General features: G+C 67.2%; 15 protein-coding genes. 6 read left to right on the top strand and 9 right to left on the bottom strand.

Annotated elements, in window-relative coordinates; genetic code table 11:
* Nucleotides 1–12: 12 nt before the first annotated feature.
* Both MRAB57_RS17680 and MRAB57_RS17675 read right to left on the bottom strand, forming a co-directional pair.
* Entirely contained in the window at nucleotides 13–891 is an 879-nt protein-coding gene (locus tag MRAB57_RS17680; RefSeq protein WP_077088503.1) for an enoyl-CoA hydratase/isomerase family protein, read from the bottom strand.
* Entirely contained in the window at nucleotides 888–1,565 is a 678-nt protein-coding gene (locus MRAB57_RS17675) for a hotdog family protein (protein ID WP_077088502.1), read from the bottom strand. Before MRAB57_RS17675 ends, MRAB57_RS17680 begins: the two co-directional genes overlap by 4 nt.
* Before the next feature lie 207 nt (nucleotides 1,566–1,772).
* On the opposite strand from MRAB57_RS17675, the gene MRAB57_RS17670 reads away from it, so the two are divergent.
* The 6 genes from MRAB57_RS17670 to MRAB57_RS17645 are packed head-to-tail and all read left to right on the top strand — an operon-like array spanning nucleotide 1,773 to nucleotide 8,764.
* Nucleotides 1,773–2,594, top strand: coding sequence for an enoyl-CoA hydratase/isomerase family protein (locus MRAB57_RS17670; protein ID WP_077088501.1), 822 nt, complete (start codon nucleotides 1,773–1,775; stop codon nucleotides 2,592–2,594).
* Between the two features lie 47 nt (nucleotides 2,595–2,641).
* Nucleotides 2,642–3,454: an enoyl-CoA hydratase/isomerase family protein gene (locus MRAB57_RS17665; RefSeq protein ID WP_077088500.1), complete on the top strand. Its 813-nt coding sequence runs from the start codon at nucleotides 2,642–2,644 to the stop codon at nucleotides 3,452–3,454.
* Complete coding sequence (locus MRAB57_RS17660; RefSeq protein WP_077088499.1) at nucleotides 3,445–4,245, top strand: enoyl-CoA hydratase/isomerase family protein; 801 nt, start codon at nucleotides 3,445–3,447, stop codon at nucleotides 4,243–4,245. The genes MRAB57_RS17665 and MRAB57_RS17660 overlap by 10 nt, the downstream gene beginning before the upstream one ends.
* Nucleotides 4,245–5,723, top strand: coding sequence for a class I adenylate-forming enzyme family protein (locus MRAB57_RS17655; RefSeq protein ID WP_077088498.1), 1,479 nt, complete (start codon nucleotides 4,245–4,247; stop codon nucleotides 5,721–5,723). Before MRAB57_RS17660 ends, MRAB57_RS17655 begins: the two co-directional genes overlap by 1 nt.
* Nucleotides 5,713–7,239, top strand: coding sequence for a class I adenylate-forming enzyme family protein (locus MRAB57_RS17650; protein ID WP_077088497.1), 1,527 nt, complete (start codon nucleotides 5,713–5,715; stop codon nucleotides 7,237–7,239). Before MRAB57_RS17655 ends, MRAB57_RS17650 begins: the two co-directional genes overlap by 11 nt.
* The gene (locus tag MRAB57_RS17645; RefSeq protein WP_077088496.1) at nucleotides 7,232–8,764 is read left to right on the top strand and encodes a class I adenylate-forming enzyme family protein; all 1,533 of its coding nucleotides are present in this window, start codon (nucleotides 7,232–7,234) and stop codon (nucleotides 8,762–8,764) included. Before MRAB57_RS17650 ends, MRAB57_RS17645 begins: the two co-directional genes overlap by 8 nt.
* Here MRAB57_RS17645 and MRAB57_RS17640 read toward each other — a convergent pair.
* The 7 genes from MRAB57_RS17640 to fabG all read right to left on the bottom strand — a co-directional run bounded on the left by MRAB57_RS17640 (nucleotide 8,761) and on the right by fabG (nucleotide 14,868).
* On the bottom strand, nucleotides 8,761–9,129 hold the full coding sequence (locus tag MRAB57_RS17640; RefSeq protein ID WP_077088495.1) for an Rv1352/Rv1906c domain-containing protein: 369 nt from the start codon (nucleotides 9,127–9,129) through the stop codon (nucleotides 8,761–8,763). The two genes, MRAB57_RS17645 and MRAB57_RS17640, sit on opposite strands and share 4 nt — an antisense overlap.
* Before the next feature lie 72 nt (nucleotides 9,130–9,201).
* The gene (locus MRAB57_RS17635; RefSeq protein WP_077088494.1) at nucleotides 9,202–9,816 is read right to left on the bottom strand and encodes a hypothetical protein; all 615 of its coding nucleotides are present in this window, start codon (nucleotides 9,814–9,816) and stop codon (nucleotides 9,202–9,204) included.
* Nucleotides 9,817–9,827: 11 nt separating this feature from the next.
* Nucleotides 9,828–10,505 carry a GntR family transcriptional regulator gene (locus MRAB57_RS17630; RefSeq protein ID WP_077088493.1) on the bottom strand — a complete coding sequence of 226 codons (678 nt, stop codon included), beginning with the start codon at nucleotides 10,503–10,505 and terminating at the stop codon, nucleotides 9,828–9,830.
* A 4-nt stretch (nucleotides 10,506–10,509) separates the two neighbouring features.
* The gene (locus MRAB57_RS17625; protein ID WP_077088492.1) at nucleotides 10,510–11,703 is read right to left on the bottom strand and encodes an acyl-CoA dehydrogenase family protein; all 1,194 of its coding nucleotides are present in this window, start codon (nucleotides 11,701–11,703) and stop codon (nucleotides 10,510–10,512) included.
* Entirely contained in the window at nucleotides 11,700–12,896 is a 1,197-nt protein-coding gene (locus MRAB57_RS17620) for a CoA transferase (protein WP_077088491.1), read from the bottom strand. Before MRAB57_RS17620 ends, MRAB57_RS17625 begins: the two co-directional genes overlap by 4 nt.
* Nucleotides 12,893–14,107 carry an acetyl-CoA C-acetyltransferase gene (locus MRAB57_RS17615; RefSeq protein ID WP_077088490.1) on the bottom strand — a complete coding sequence of 405 codons (1,215 nt, stop codon included), beginning with the start codon at nucleotides 14,105–14,107 and terminating at the stop codon, nucleotides 12,893–12,895. The genes MRAB57_RS17620 and MRAB57_RS17615 overlap by 4 nt, the downstream gene beginning before the upstream one ends.
* Before the next feature lie 11 nt (nucleotides 14,108–14,118).
* The gene (fabG, locus tag MRAB57_RS17610; RefSeq protein ID WP_077088489.1) at nucleotides 14,119–14,868 is read right to left on the bottom strand and encodes a 3-oxoacyl-ACP reductase FabG; all 750 of its coding nucleotides are present in this window, start codon (nucleotides 14,866–14,868) and stop codon (nucleotides 14,119–14,121) included.
* Nucleotides 14,869–15,000: the final 132 nt, after the last annotated feature.

Below are 15,000 nucleotides of genomic sequence, written 5' to 3'. Positions count from 1 at the left end.
CGAATCCGGTTGTCAGGCTTCCGGTTCCGGCACGTGGAAGTGCTCGTCGCGTAGCCGGAACGCCTCCTTTGTGCCGTGCTGGGCGCGGGTCTTGACGAAGTTGAACTCGTCGGGCCCGAATTGCAGGTTGGTGCCGTAGGCGTGGAAGAGGTAGCTCGCGACCTCCTCGCCGTTGTACGCCTGGCTCTGCTCGACCATGCGGAACGCCTCCTTGGCGATCACGACGCCGTCGGCGGGCATCTTCGCGACCTTCTCCGCCCAGTATCGGGCCCGAGCGGTCACGGCGCCGGAATCGCATGTCTCGGTGAAGATTCCGAGGTGTTCGAGCTCGCCGGCCTCGACGATGTCACCGGTCAGCAGCAGGCGCCTGGCCAGCACCGGACCCAGCCGATGAAAGAACATGTGCAGGCTGCCCAGCGCCGGGCCCAGGAAGCGCGTTGCCGGCATGCCGATCTTCGTGTCGCGCGCGATCACCGAGATGTCGGTCATCAGCGCCATCTCGAAGCCGCCGCCCAGGGCGTAGCCCGAGATCTCCCCCACCGTCACCTTCGGGAAGCCCATGAAGTTGTGGTAGAAGCTAAATGACTTGCGGTCCACGGTAAGTCGCCTGCGCTGGCTGGGCCGGCGCTTGGCCGCGGCCTCGCTCTTGTCGCCGTACCAGCCGTACGCGTTGTTCATGTCGGCGCCGGTGGAAAACACGCCCTCGGCCCCGCGCAGCAGCACCACGATGATGTCGTCGTCGTCGGCCACCCGATCCAGGCAGCGGCCGACCTCTTCGCGCATCGCGGCGTCATAGGAGTTGCGTTGCTTGGGATTGTTGAGTGTGATCGTGGCGATCCGCCGGTCGGGATCGACCTCGAAAAGCACCCGATCGTCGTTCGAGGCAGTCATCTAGCGGACTCCTTTCGCCGCCTCCCGAATCTGTATCCGGTCAGTTTGTCTGGCTGCGACGCCAGGGTGTTCACCTCGCCGAGGCAGAGCACTTCGTCGCCGAGCAGCAGCCGCGCCGTCGATGCGATGCCCCGCTCGACCTCCGCCCGGACGATGTCGAAGCGCAGCTCGGTCAGCAGCGGCGTCGGCCTGCGGAAGGTCACGTTGAGCGACCGCGTCTTGCCGGACAGCCCCATGACGCAGCTGTGATGCTGGATCACGCAGTCGAAGAAGACGGCGATGAAGCCGCCATGCACGAGGCCCGGAGGTCCCTCGTAGGTCAGCGGGAACACGACCCGGCCGTCGGCCCTGTCGGCGTCGAGGGAATCGAAGGAATACTCGGGAAACGACGGGTTGTAGGCGCCGATGTCGGTGGCATGGTTGAGATAAACACGGCGCGGATCGTCGTCGGCCTCACCGATGCGCGGCGCGCTGTCGGTCGGTGCCGCGGCCGCCAACTCACTTTCCCACTCACCGAACTTCGCCAGCATCGCGTCGACCGTGGGGTGCGGATGTTCGAGCGAGAGCAGCAACGAGCTCAGCCGCCTCATCGCGGCGGCGGCCGCCACGGTCTGAGCGAGGGGCGTCTCGCCGAATTTCGCGTCGTCGGCGCGCACCGGTGTCCCCTCACCCATTGGCGCCGCTCCTCTCCCCCGCAACCGGGAGGTACCCCCACATCGCTTTCCGCTCTGCATCGTCGCCGGCGCGGACCATGCCACCCTCTTCCACCGGTTTCGCCCGGTTGTTCCGTCGGCAGCGTTTCCTTGATAACTTATACAGGGTAACAATCGTATTGCCTACTGTATGGGTAACCGTATCTCCGAGAAAGGCCGGATCCGACGGTGAGTCATGAGGCCGAGACCGCCGACGCCGAGGGTTCGGTGACCGCGCGCCGCGACGGCGCGATTCTGCGGCTCACCCTCGACCGCCCGGCGCAACGTAATTCGTTGAACCGGTTGATGATCGAGACTTTGATCGATGCGCTGACCGACGCCGCCGCCGACGATGCGTTGCGCGCGATTCACCTGCGCGGTGCGGGCGAGCACTTCTGTGCCGGGGCCGATTGGGTGGCCACCAACAGCAGCGGGGGCCAACGCCCGCGCACCGGCGATCTGGTGCGCCGAATTCCGCACGCCGCCCACCGGTTGATCGAGTTGATCCACACGATCCAATTGCCGGTGGTGTGCAGCGTGCGGGGATGGGCGGTGGGCATCGGCTGCAACCTCGCGCTGGCCGCTGATTTCACGGTGGCCGCCACCGATGCCACGTTCTGGGAACCGTTCATCGACCGTGGGTTCAGCCCGGATTCGGGTTCGACCTGGCTGCTGCCGCGGCTGGTCGGCGTCGCACGCGCGCGGCGCATGCTGTTGCTCGGCGAGAAGGTCAGCGCGGCCGACGCGGCCGATTGGGGCTTGATCCACCAAGTCGCCGACCCGGCCGCGCTGGACGCGGCCGCCGACGAACTGCTGCAGCGCCTGGCCGGCGGGCCGACCGTGGCGCTCGGGCTGGCCAAGCAGGCGCTGAACTTCGGTCAGCATGCGACATTGAGCCAATCCCTGACACAAGAACTCTATAACCTCGAACTATCATGCCGCACAAGCGATTTCAAAGAGGGCCTGGAGGCCTTTCGGCAGCGACGTGCGCCGAAGTTCGATGGACGCTGACCAGATAGGCTTCCGATCGCATCGGGCGCCACACGAAGGGAACACGAATGCCTGCTGACTCGTTCGACACCATCAAATACGAGGTCGACGGTCACACCGCAACGGTCACGCTGAACCGGCCGGAGGCGCTCAATGCCCTGAGCCCGCACATGGTCTCCGAGCTGCGGGCCGCGTACGCCGAGGCGGAAAACGACGACAACGTCTGGCTCACCATCGTGACCGGCACCGGGCGCGCGTTCTGCAGCGGCGCGGACGTCGGGGAAATCCCCGAAGACGGCAAGGTGATTTACGAGCGGCCGTACCTGTCGACCTACGACCAGTGGGAGGCTCCGCAGGAGGGCACCCCGCCGTTTCGCACGATGGCCAAGCCGGTGATCACCGCCGTGAACGGAATCTGCTGCGGCGCCGGCATGGACTGGGTCACGACGACCGACATCGTCATCGCCTCTGAGCAGGCCACCTTCTTCGACCCGCACGTCAGCATCGGCCTGGTCGCCGGACGCGAACTGGTGCGGATATCCCGGGTGCTGCCCCGCTCGATCGCCCTGCGGATGGCGTTGATGGGAAAACACGAGCGGATGAGCGCGCAGCGGGCCTACGAGCTCGGATTGATCAGCGAGGTCGTCGAGCACGACCGCCTGCTGGACCGGGCCCGCGAGATCGCCGACATCGTCAACTCCAATGCGCCGCTGGCGGTCCGGGGCACTCGGCTCGCGATTCTCAAGGGCCTGAATGTGCCGCTGCACGAGGCTGAGATCATGGCTGAGACCTTCCGCGAGCGGGTGCTGCGGACCGAGGACGCGGCCGAGGGCCCGAAAGCCTTTATGGAAAAGCGCAAACCGAATTGGCAATGCCGATGAAGTTCGACACCATCCTCCTCGACGTCGACGCGCACGACCACGTCGCCACCATCACGCTGAATCGACCCGATCAGCTGAACGCGTTCAACCGCGCCATGTGCGAGGAGATGGCGCAGGCCTGGCGCGCCGTCAAGCTGGACGAATCGGTGCACGCGGTGGTGTTGCGGGCCGCCGGGACACGGGCGTTCAGCGCGGGGCTGGACATCAAGTCACCGTACGGACAGCCCGAAAACGTGTGGAATCACGAGGATCCCGGTGAGTTGCTCAGCCCCAAGTGGCAGAAGATGTGGAAGCCGGTGGTGTGCGCCGTACAGGGCATGTGCACCGCAGGTGCGTTCTACTTCCTCAACGAATCCGATGTCGTCATCTGCTCCGACGACGCAACATTTTTCGATTCGCACGTGTCCGCGGGGCTGGTCTGCGCCCTGGAACCGATCGGCCTGATGCGGCGCGTCGGCCTGGGCGAGACATTGCGGATTGCGTTGATGGGCAACGACGAGCGCGTCAGCTCCGACACCGCGTTGCGGATCGGACTGGTGTCGGAGGTGGTCTCCCCCGACCGGCTGTGGGGCCGTGCCCACGAGATCGCCGCGACGATCGCCGCCAAGCCACCGACCGCCACCCAGGGCACCGTGAAGGCGATCTGGGAATCGCTGGACAAGCCGTACCGCGCCGCGATGGAACAGGGGCTGATCTATACCCGGCTGGGCAACCCCCTCGGCACTGCCGAGCTGGCGGCGCAGCGCAACGCCAAGGACAAGGACGCCAAGCGCGACCCGAAGATCCGGTGATGAGCGCCCACCCGTTGAGTCAACGCATCGCCGGCGTGCTGGACTTACAGCCCGGCGCGCAGGCGATCGAATACGACGGCCGCTGGTTCTCCTGGGATCAGGTCCGCGGCGCCGCGCATCACATCGCTTCCGTCACAGCTGAATACAGCGGAAGTCCACAGATCGGGATGCTGTTGCGGAACCGCCCTGGCCACGTGGCGGCGTTCCTGGGAGTGCTGCTGGCCGGCGGTACCGTCGTCACGATCAATCCGTCCCGCGGCGATGCGCGCACCCGAGACGATGTCGCCGCCCTGCAGCTACCCCTGATCGTCGGCGAACACGGTGACCTGGCCACGCTGGTCGGCCCCCAGACTCCGACGCTGCCGATCTCGGGTCTGTTGGACGAGGCCGACGCGGGACGGCGCAATGCCGGCGTGACCGCCCGGCAGGACGTCGCGGTGCGGATGTTGACCAGCGGAACGACCGGCCCGCCCAAGCGGGTTGACCTCAGCTACGACATGTTGGCCCGCAGCGTGATGGGCTCCGACCCGGCCGGCGCCCCGGCGCCCACCGAACTGCGCCGCGGTGTGGCGATCATGAATTCCCCGCTGGTGCACATCGGCGGTGTCTTCCGGGTGCTGCAATGCGTCGCCGAGGCAAGGCCTTTCGTCCTGCTGGAACGGTTCGAACTCAACGCCTGGGCCAGGGCGGTGCGCACGCACCGACCCCGCGCGGTATCGCTGGTGCCGGCCGCGCTGCGCACGGTGCTGCACTCCGACCTGCCGCGAGCCGACCTGGACAGCATCCGCGCCGTCACCTGCGGCACGGCGCCGCTGTCGGCCGATGACGCCGACGCGTTCACCGAGAAGTACGGCATCCCGGTCCTGACCTCCTATGCCGCAACCGAATTCGGCGGCGGCGTGGCCGGGTGGACCCTGGCCGATTACCAGCAGTACTGGCGGGCCAAGCGCGGCAGCGTCGGGCGGGCCAACCCGGGCGCGCAGCTGCGGGTGGTCGACGACGCCGGCGCACAGCTCGGACCCGATCAGGTCGGGCTGCTCGAGGTAAAGCCGGGACAGCTGGGCCCGTCGACGCGCTGGATCCGCACCACCGACATGGCGCGCATCGACGCCGACGGCTTCGTCTGGATCGTCGGGAGGGCCGATCAGGCGATCATCCGGGGTGGTTTCAAGGTGATGCCCGACGACGTCCGCGTCGCGCTGGAGGGCCACCCCGCGGTGGCGGGCGCGGCCGTGATCGGGCGACCCGACGACCGCCTCGGCGAGACGCCCGTTGCGATGGTGGAACTGCGTGAGTCCGCTTCGGCCGACGCCGATGCCTTGGTGGAGTTCCTGCGAACACGGCTGGCGCGCTACGAGATTCCCACCGACATCGCGATCGTGCCCACGATCCCGCGCACCCCGTCGGGTAAGGCCGACCTGGGCGCGATCCGCAGCTTCTTCGCGCAGTCCGCCCCACCCGCCGACCATGCCCGGTGAGGTGACGGTCGCCGAAATCCTGCGGCACCAGGCCGGCTCGCGGGCCGGCCACCCGCTGTTGGTGTGTGACCGCGACCGCATCGGCTATGCGGAGGCCGATCGCCGGTCGGCGGAGCTGGCGCGCGGGCTGATCGCCCTGGGTGCCGGCAAGGGAACGCACGTCGGGCTGCTCTACCCCAACGGCACCGAATTCGTCGTCGGCATGCTGGCGGCCGCCCGGATCGGTGCCGTGGTGATCCCGATCTCCACGTTCGTCACCGCGCGCGAGCTGCGCGAGCAGCTGGTCGACAGCGACACACAGATCCTGTTGTCCGCGGCGTCCTTTCGCTCCCACGACTATGTTCAACGACTGTCCGAGGTCCTTGCGGAGACCGATTTCGAGTCCCGGTTGTTTTGTCCAGCGGCGCCGCAATTGCGCTACGTCACGATCACTCACGAGCCGGTGTACCGGCGAGCCGACGCCATCGCCCCGGAGCTGCTGCGGGCGATGGAAGACGACGTCGCCGGCTGCGATCCAGTGGCCATCGTGTACACCTCCGGGTCGACCGCCGCCCCCAAAGGGGTGCTGCACACGCACGCCGCGCTGATCGAACACCAGCGGAACCTCAACGAGATCCGCGGTTTGGCGGCCGAGGACAGGCTGTTCTGCAATTCGCCGTTCTTCTGGATCGGTGGGTTCGCGTTCGCACTGCTGGCCACGCTGGTCGCCGGCTCGACACTGGTGTGCTCCAATGCCACCGACCCCGCCGCGACGCTCGACTTGCTGGAGGCCGAAAAGCCCACCATCACGAACGGTTTCGCGGCCGGCGTCGCGCAGCTGGCCGGACACCCCAGCTTCGCCGGCCGTGATCTGTCGTCGATGCGCCGGGGCAACCTGTACCCGATCATGGCCGCCGAGGCCCGGCCCGCCGACCCCGAGCTGCGGCACAACATGCTCGGGATGACCGAAGCCGGAAGCGTCCTCCTGATCGACGGGGACGAGTCCGACCAACCCGAAGCGCGCCGCGGATCGTTCGGCAGGCCCGCACCCGGATTCCAGACGATGACCGTCGACGGCGAACTGTGCATCCGCGGTCCGCATGTGATGCAGCGGTACTACAAACGCAGCCGTGAAGAGTGCTTCGACGCTGACGGCTGGTTTCATACCGGAGATCTCGTGCGGGTGGACTCTGACGGCTTCGTCTATTTCACCGGCCGCAGCGGCGCCATGATCAAGTCGGCGGGCGCCAACGTTTCACCGCCCGAGGTGGAGAGGGCGATCGCGCGGGCCACCGGCGGAATGGTGGCCTACGCCATCGGAATCCCCGATTCGAGGCGCGGTCAACTCGTCGTGGCCGTCGTCGCCGTGCCGGATGGCGCCGTCTTCGACGAGGCGGCGCTGCGCGAACGGCTTAAGGGCGAGCTGTCCGCCTATAAGATCCCGAGCCGCATCATCGCGGTGCGCAGCGCCGAAATCCCCTTGCGATCCAGCGGCAAGGTCGACACGCAGCGACTGAGGAAGCTGTTCGATGCCTGAATCGACCGCCCGCACCATCGACGAACTGGTCAGGTGGCATGCCGCTCACGACGGCGACAAGCCGATGGTGATCGACCCCGCTGCCCGAATCAGCTACCGCGAACTCGACGACAGCACAGCCGATTTGGCGGCGCGATTCGTCGAGGCCGGTGTAGGCAAGGGCACCAGGGTCGGGCTCATCATGCCCAACAGCACCCGGTGGGCGCAGGTCGCCATCGCGCTCACCCGCATCGGCGCCGTCCTGGTGCCGTTGAGCACGTTGCTGCAGGCCGGCGAGCTCGCCACGCAGCTGCGCGTCGCGGCGGTGCAGTTCCTGGTCAGCGTCGAGGAGTTCCGCGGGCACCGCTACCTCGACGACCTCGAGGCCGTGCCGCAAACCGAACTTCCTGCCCTACAGCGGGTTTGGACGGCCGAACAGCTCGACGATGCACCGGCGAGCGATGCGGCCCGGCGGCTCATCGAAGTGATGACACAGACCGTCACGCCCGCCGACCCACTGGTGATCATGTTCACCTCGGGCAGCAGCGGAACACCGAAGGGCGTCATCCACTCGCACGGCAGCGCGTTGGGCGCCGTGCGGTCGGGCCTCGCGGCGCGCTGCATCGGCTCCGACACGCGCCTGTATCTGCCGATGCCGTTCTTCTGGGTGGGCGGGTTCGGCAGCGGAGTCCTGTCCGCGCTGCTGGCCGGAGCCACCCTGGTGACCGAGGAGCTACCGCGGCCCGAGACCACGCTGCGGCTGCTGGAACGCGAAGGGGTCACGCTGTTTCGGGGTTGGCCCGATCAGGCCGAGACGCTGGCACGGCACGCGACGTCGGCCGGCATCGAGCTGCCCGCGTTGCGGCCCGGGAGCCTCGAGGCCCTGCTGCCACCGGACCAGCGCGCGAAGCCCGGCGCACGGGCGTCCCTGTTCGGGATGACCGAGGCGTTCGGGCCGTACTGCGGCTACCCCGCTGACACCGACATGCCCGGATCCGCCTGGGGCAGCTGCGGAAAGCCGTTCGCGGGCATGGAGGTTCGTATCGTCGATGTCGAGACGGGCGAGCCGGTGCCCACCGGGACCGCCGGCATGATCCAGATCCGCGGGCCGCACACGCTGCGCGGAATCTGCGGACGCAGCCGAGAAGAGCTGTTCACCCCCGACGGCTACTACCCCACCGGCGACCTGGGCCAGCTCGACGACGACGGATTCCTTTTCTACCGCGGGCGATCCGACGACATGTTCAAGGTCAGCGGCGCGACCGTCTACCCGAGCGAGGTGGAACGCGCGCTACGCGCGATCGACGGCGTCGACGCAGCGTTCGTCACCAATGTGCCCGGCGCGGCCGGCGAACGCGTCGGCGCGGCGGTGGTGTGCCGCGCGCTGACCGCCGAGCAGCTGCGGGACCGTGCGCGCGGGTTGCTGAGCGCTTTCAAGGTGCCGGCTGTGTGGCTGCTTTTGGATTCCGATGATGACGTGCCGCGCGGTGGCACCGGCAAGGTCGACGTCCGCCGGCTGCGTGAGCTGTTGAGCGACCAGCCCTAGGGCACCCGCGTCCAGGGCTCACAGTTCTGCGACTCGAAGGCCTTGATCGTCGTGTTGATATTCGCGAACATCGGGCCGACGGACATATTCGTCTGCACTACATGGTCTTTGTTCGCATCGGGCGTGCTGTAGGTGAACCACGCGCACATCGAGTCCTGGGTCGGCACATTGTTTATCCAGACTCCGAACGTCGACGCCGTACCGCTCGTGTGGTACAGACCCGGGGCGATGTCACGCCCGACGACAAAGACACCGTTGCCGGGGATCGGGTCGAGTTGGTCGGCAACCGCCGGCGGCGCGAGGGCAATGGCCGTCATGATTGCCACAGATGCGGCCGATGCGCGAAGCGCGAGCTTTGAGGCCATTTTTCTGCTCTCTATATGGTTGCCCACCCAGAGAGAAGCCTATGCGCAGCGAGGTCGCGCAACAAGAGATGGCTACAGCCCGGCGTACCAGTGCTTCTGTAGCTCCGGGTAGCGAGCTTCGAGGGCGAATCCCACATTGATGTTCGCGACGTGAATGTCGAGCAGCCGGCTTCGTCCGTCGCGATCCCCCGGGTCCCCAGGACGTCGCAGAGCGACCGACTTCACCCCCGCGAAATCGACCGCGTCGATCCAGAATTGCAGGTCCGTACCGACTTGATCCGCGGTCACGCCTTGGCGGCGGATCCCGCCATCATCGGTGAGATTGAACGACGCCTTTGACGGGTTGTCCCGATCCGAATCAGAGCCGCTGCCTGGAAACGTCACCGCCAGCGACACCAGGTGCTCGGCGAAGCCGCCGCGGTCGACCTGCGTGACGCATCGCCGTCCGATCTCCGCGGCCGCCGCCGGCGAGATGGTTCGATCGACCTCGACGTTGAGGTCGAAGGAGGCGCCGCGATCTAGGGAGTTGACGTAGTGCGGCTGTACCTCCTTGACGCCGGGCATGACCCGCACGTTCGCCGCGATCGCCTCGGCCTGCCGTTGCCGGTCGGGGAAGCCCGTGCATCCGGTCCCGCATGCGGACAAGACGATGACGATCAGCGCCGGAACCGCGAACCGCGCACGCATCGTCAACCGCCTCAGTCGGATTCCACCACCACGCCGCGGGCAACGAGGTGATCGATCAGCGGAACCGCGCCGGCCGCAAGGTGTTCCGACATAGCCGAACGGGAAAGCGTTTCGTCGTGCAGCTCGAGCGCGTCCAGGATCTGCCGATGGTCCTGAACCGATTGGCCGGGCCATCCCTCGATCGCCGGGAACACCGACTCGGGCGCGTAGCGGGTGATCTGCAACATCAACTGAGCGAGCTTCGGTGAATCCGCCGCGACATTGATGGCCCGGTGGAACTCGTGGTTGAGGCGAACGGTCCGCTCGTGGTCATCACCGGCGTAGGCCTTCTCCAGTTCGGCCTGAATCTCCTTGAGCTCGAGCAGCTGCTCGGGGCTGATGTTGACCGCGGCCCGGGCGGCCAGCTCGCCGCCGACGTGGGCCTGCACGTTCGCGACGTCGGTGACGTCGCGGCCGGTGACGGGCAACACCGCGAAACCGCGGTGTGGCTGCTGGGCGATCAGGCCTTCGGCGCGCAGCGCGAACAACGCCTCGCGCACGGGCGTGACGCTGATGCCCAACTCCGCGGCCAACTGGTCCAGCCGGACGTAGGTGCCCGCGGCGTAGCTGCCGTCGAAGATCCTGCCGCGGATAAGGCGCGCGACATCATCCGAAAGATGCGGCCGCGCAGCGAAATCCGGAACGCTCATCGGTTCACACCTGGTACTCGGCGAGTAGTCGCTTGCTGATGATGTTCTTCTGGATCTCGCTGGTGCCCTCGCCGATGAGTAGGAACGGCGCGTCGCGCATCAGCCGCTCGATCTCGTACTCCTTGGAGTAGCCGTAGCCGCCGTGGATCCGGAAGCTCTGCTGGGTGACCTCGGTGCAGTACTCGCTGCACAGGTATTTGGCCATGCCGGCGGCGACGTCGTTGCGCTCTCCCGAGTCTTTGAGCCGCGCCGCGTTGACCATCATCAGATGTGCCGCCTCGACTTTGGTTGCCATTTCGGCGAGTTGGAAGGCGATGGCCTGGTGCTCGGCGATCGGTTTGCCGAACGTCTCGCGTTGTTGCGCGTAACGCACCGCGAGCTCGAAGGCGCGAAGCCCGACACCACACGCACGCGCCGACACGTTGACGCGGCCCACCTCGATGCCGTCCATCATCTGGAAGAAGCCCTGCCCGGTGGTGCCGCCGAGGACGTCGTCGGCACTGGCCGCATAACCGTCGAAGATCATCTCGGTGGTTTCGATGCCCTTGTAACCCAGCTTGTCGATCTTGCCCGGGATGTGCAGGCCCGGCGCGACTTCGCCGAAGCCCGTTGGCTTTTCGACCAGGAAGGCGGTGAGATTGCGGTGCGGCTTGTCCGACCCCTCGTCGGTGCGCACCAGGACCGCGACCAGCGTGGAGGTGGCGCCGTTGGTCAGCCACATCTTCTGGCCGTTGATGGTGTAGTTGCCGTCGGCATTGCGCGCCGCCCGGGTCCGGATCGCGGCGACATCGGAACCCAGCTCCGGCTCCGACATCGAAAAGGCGCCCCGGGTCTCACCGGCCGCCATCCGCGGCAGGAAGCGCTGCTTCTGCTCGTCGGTGCCGTGCTGGCGCAGCATGTAGGCCACGATGAAATGCGTGTTGAGAACGCCGGATACGCTCATCCAGCCGCGCGCCAGCTCTTCGACACACAGCGCATAGGTCAGTAGCGACTCACCCAGTCCGCCGTATTCCTGCGGGATCATCAGCCCGAACAGGCCCATCTCGCGCATCTGGTCGACGATGTGCTGGGGGTAGGTGTCGCCCCGCTCCAGTTCGGCCGCGTTCGGGATGACTTCCTTTTCGACGAATTGCCTTACCGTCGAGATGATCTCGGTCTGAAACTCGGTCAGGCCAAGGGTTTGGGCGAGTTTGGTCATGCGCTGTGATCTCCGATCGTCTTCGCGTCCGTCAAACGGGCAATGTCGGCGGCCGTCAATCCCAACCGCTCGGTCAGCACGTCGGCTGTATCTTGGCCCAGCGCCGACGCGGCAGCGCTGGCGGGATGTGTGCCGTCGAAGGCCGCGGGCAGGCCTGGGGCGTAATACTCGCCGAGGCCAGGTTGGGCCAATCGGGAAAACAGCGGATTCGCAGTCACCTTCGGGCCCGCGGCGACCTCGGCGAACGTGCGGTACCGCTCGAACAACACGCTGGTATCCGACAGCGCCACGGCGATCTCGTCGGCGCTGTGATCGCCGAACCAGGTGGCGAACAGACCGGAAAGCACCTCGCGATAGCGGTAGCGGTCGCCTTCGACGGCGAAGTCCACGCCCAACGCCTCGGCGAGCGCCGACACAGCCGCCTCGGTGCCCGTCACCTTAACCAGGTCGCGAAAGTGCCTGCCGGTCAAGAGGACAACCATGAACGCGGCGCCGTCGCCGCTGGTGAAGTCCTGACCGTACTGGCCGTAGATCGCGTTGCCCAGCCGCTCGCGTTCGGTGCCGATCACTTGCGGCTCGGTCAACAGCCCCAGGTTGCCGGCCGTGGCCAGCGCGACGTCCTCCAGCGCCAGGCTGATGCGCGTGCCCGCGCCGGACTGGTCACGACGGCGCAGCGCGGCGACGACGCCCAGCGCGGCGTACAGGCCGCAGCAGACATCCCAGGCCGGCAGCACATGGTTGATCGGGCCGGCGTGGCTGGCCGGGCCGGTGACGAGTGGGTATCCGAGTCCCGCGTTGACGGTGTAGTCCACCCCGGTGGAGCCGTCGCGGCGCCCCAGCAGCTGCACGTGGATGACGTCGGGACGCTTGGCGGCCAGCGACTCGTAGCTCAACCAGGGCAATACCGCGTTGGTCACGACGATGCCATCGCCCTCGACGATCAGCCGGTGAACCAGCTCCTGGCCGTCCGGTGAACGCAGATCGATGGTGGCCGAGCGCTTTCCCTTGTTCAGCCCGGTCCAGTAGATCGACGTGCCGTCGGCGCTGAGCGGCCAGCGGTGGACGTCGGAGGCACCGCCGATCGGGTCGACGCGGATCACCTGCGCACCAAGCTGATTCAGCGTCACACCGCACAGAGGTGCGGCGACGAAGCTGGACACCTCGACGACGGTGATCCCAGTCAGCGGGTTCATGCCGACGCGACGCGTTCGAAGACCGCGGCCAGGCCCTGGCCGCCACCGATGCACATGGTCTCCAGCCCGTAGCGCGCCTGGCGGCGATTGAGCTCGCGCGCCAGCGTCGCCAGCATCCGGCCGCCGGTCGCACCGACCGGATGCCCCAGCGAGATCCCCGAGCCGTGCACGTTGGTCCGGTCGTGGTCGGCCGGACCGAAGTTCCACGCCCGCATCACCGCAAGCGCTTGTGCGGCAAAGGCTTCGTTGAGTTCGATGAGGTCGATGTCGGACAGGCTCAGGCCCGCCTTGCCCAGGGCGACCTCCGTCGCGGGCACCGGACCGATGCCCATGACGTTGGGCGCTACTCCCGCGGAGCCCCACGACACCAGGCGGACCAAGGGGGTCAGGCCGTACTCGGCGGCCTTCTCCGGCGTCGTCACCACGCACATCGACGCCGCGTCGTTCTGCCCGCTCGCATTCCCGGCCGTGACCGTCGACTCCGGATCATCCTTGAGCAGAACGGGTTTCAGCTTGCCCAGCGACTCTACCGACGTGTCGGCGCGCGGATGCTCGTCGGTGTCGATCAGCTCCTCGCCACTGCGGGTGCGCACCGCAACCGGAATGATCTCGTCGGACAGGATGCCGTCCTTCTGCGCGGCCACGGCGCACTGATGCGACCGCACCGCGAGTTCGTCCTGCTCCAGCCGTGAGATGCCGTACTCCCGGCGCAGGTTCTCGGCGGTCTCCAGCATCCCGCCGGGAACGGGGTAGTGCCGGCCGCCGGCGGTGGTGCGGCCGCGGGCCAGGCCGTCGTGCACCTGCACGCCGTTGCGTGCGCCCCAACGCATGTCGGTGGAGTAGAAGGCGACGTTGCTCATGCTCTCGCAGCCGCCGGCCACGACGAGGTCGCTGTCGCCGCTGCCCACCTGCAGACAGCCCTGGATCACCGACTGCAGCCCGGAGCCGCAGCGGCGGTCGACCTGCATGCCGGGGACCGTCACCGGCAGGCCGGCATCCAGCGCCACCACGCGCCCGATCGCCGGCGCATCGCTGTTCGGGTAGCAGTGCCCGAGAATCACGTCGTGCACCGCGTCGGGCGCCAGCCCGGTGCGCTCCAGCAGGCCCTTGAGCGCGGCGACGCCGAGGTCAACGGCGGTAAGGGACTTGAACATTCCGCCGTAGCGGCCGATCGGTGTCCGGACCGGCTCACAGATCACGGTTTCGCGCATTTTCCGACCTCTCAGAGGTGCCGACCGCCGGTGATTTCCATGACGGTGCCGGTCATGTACGACGACAGATCGGAGGCCAGGAACAGCGCCACGCTGGCAACCTCGCTGGGCTCACCCGCGCGGCCCAACGGCACCTCGGCGACCTTCGAATCCCAAATGCGCTGCGGCATGGCCTCCGTCATCGCGGAACGGATCAGCCCGGGGGCGATCGCGTTCACCCGAACCCCAAGGTAGGCAAGCTCTTTGGCGGCAGCCTTGGTCATGCCGACGATCCCGGCCTTGGCGGCGGAGTAGTTGGTCTGGCCGATCATGCCGACCTTGCCCGACACCGACGACATGTTGATGATGGAGCCCCGCTTGTTCTCCCGCATGATCGCGGCCGCCAGCCGGATGCCGTTCCAGGTCCCCTTCAGGTGCACCGAGATGACCTTGTCGAAATCCTCCTCGGTCATCTTGCGCATCGTCGCGTCCCGGGTGATCCCCGCGTTGTTGACCATGATGTCCAGCCCGCCGAAGCGCTCGATCGCGGTCTGGATCATCTTTTCGACGTCGGACGCCTGCGTGACGTCGCACTGGACCGCGACCGCGACCTCGTCGCCGCCGAGTTGTTTGGCCACGGCCTGGGTCGCCTCGAGATTGACGTCACCGAGCACCACCCGCGCCCCCTCGGCGACAAAACGTTCTGCGATGGCCAGCCCGAGCCCCTGCGCTCCACCAGTGATCACCGCGGTCTGACCGCTTAGCAACGACACCTCGTTCACACATCCTTACCTGTAATCGCGACAGCCCGGGGGCCCGACGATCGAATATCATATTTCATATAGGATCGCCTCCGATACCAGGCTCACGCCCGTCCGGGCCGACGCCTTGCCGCGCCCGCCTCGATGGCGCGA

Source organism: Mycobacterium rhizamassiliense, assembly GCF_900157375.1.
GTDB lineage: Bacteria > Actinomycetota > Actinomycetes > Mycobacteriales > Mycobacteriaceae > Mycobacterium > Mycobacterium rhizamassiliense.
This window is presented reverse-complemented; position numbering and strand designations above follow the sequence as displayed.

Coding starts and splice junctions, on each gene's coding strand:
- MRAB57_RS17630 (WP_077088493.1), bottom strand. CDS start 10,505: ATGAGCGTTCCGGATTTCGCTGCGCGGCCGCATCTTTCGGATGATGTC.
- MRAB57_RS17675 (WP_077088502.1), bottom strand. CDS start 1,565: ATGGGTGAGGGGACACCGGTGCGCGCCGACGACGCGAAATTCGGCGAG.
- MRAB57_RS17645 (WP_077088496.1), top strand. CDS start 7,232: ATGCCTGAATCGACCGCCCGCACCATCGACGAACTGGTCAGGTGGCAT.
- MRAB57_RS17635 (WP_077088494.1), bottom strand. CDS start 9,816: ATGCGTGCGCGGTTCGCGGTTCCGGCGCTGATCGTCATCGTCTTGTCC.
- MRAB57_RS17625 (WP_077088492.1), bottom strand. CDS start 11,703: ATGACCAAACTCGCCCAAACCCTTGGCCTGACCGAGTTTCAGACCGAG.
- MRAB57_RS17655 (WP_077088498.1), top strand. CDS start 4,245: ATGAGCGCCCACCCGTTGAGTCAACGCATCGCCGGCGTGCTGGACTTA.
- MRAB57_RS17650 (WP_077088497.1), top strand. CDS start 5,713: ATGCCCGGTGAGGTGACGGTCGCCGAAATCCTGCGGCACCAGGCCGGC.
- MRAB57_RS17680 (WP_077088503.1), bottom strand. CDS start 891: ATGACTGCCTCGAACGACGATCGGGTGCTTTTCGAGGTCGATCCCGAC.
- MRAB57_RS17640 (WP_077088495.1), bottom strand. CDS start 9,129: ATGGCCTCAAAGCTCGCGCTTCGCGCATCGGCCGCATCTGTGGCAATC.
- MRAB57_RS17660 (WP_077088499.1), top strand. CDS start 3,445: ATGCCGATGAAGTTCGACACCATCCTCCTCGACGTCGACGCGCACGAC.
- MRAB57_RS17665 (WP_077088500.1), top strand. CDS start 2,642: ATGCCTGCTGACTCGTTCGACACCATCAAATACGAGGTCGACGGTCAC.
- MRAB57_RS17615 (WP_077088490.1), bottom strand. CDS start 14,107: ATGCGCGAAACCGTGATCTGTGAGCCGGTCCGGACACCGATCGGCCGC.
- MRAB57_RS17620 (WP_077088491.1), bottom strand. CDS start 12,896: ATGAACCCGCTGACTGGGATCACCGTCGTCGAGGTGTCCAGCTTCGTC.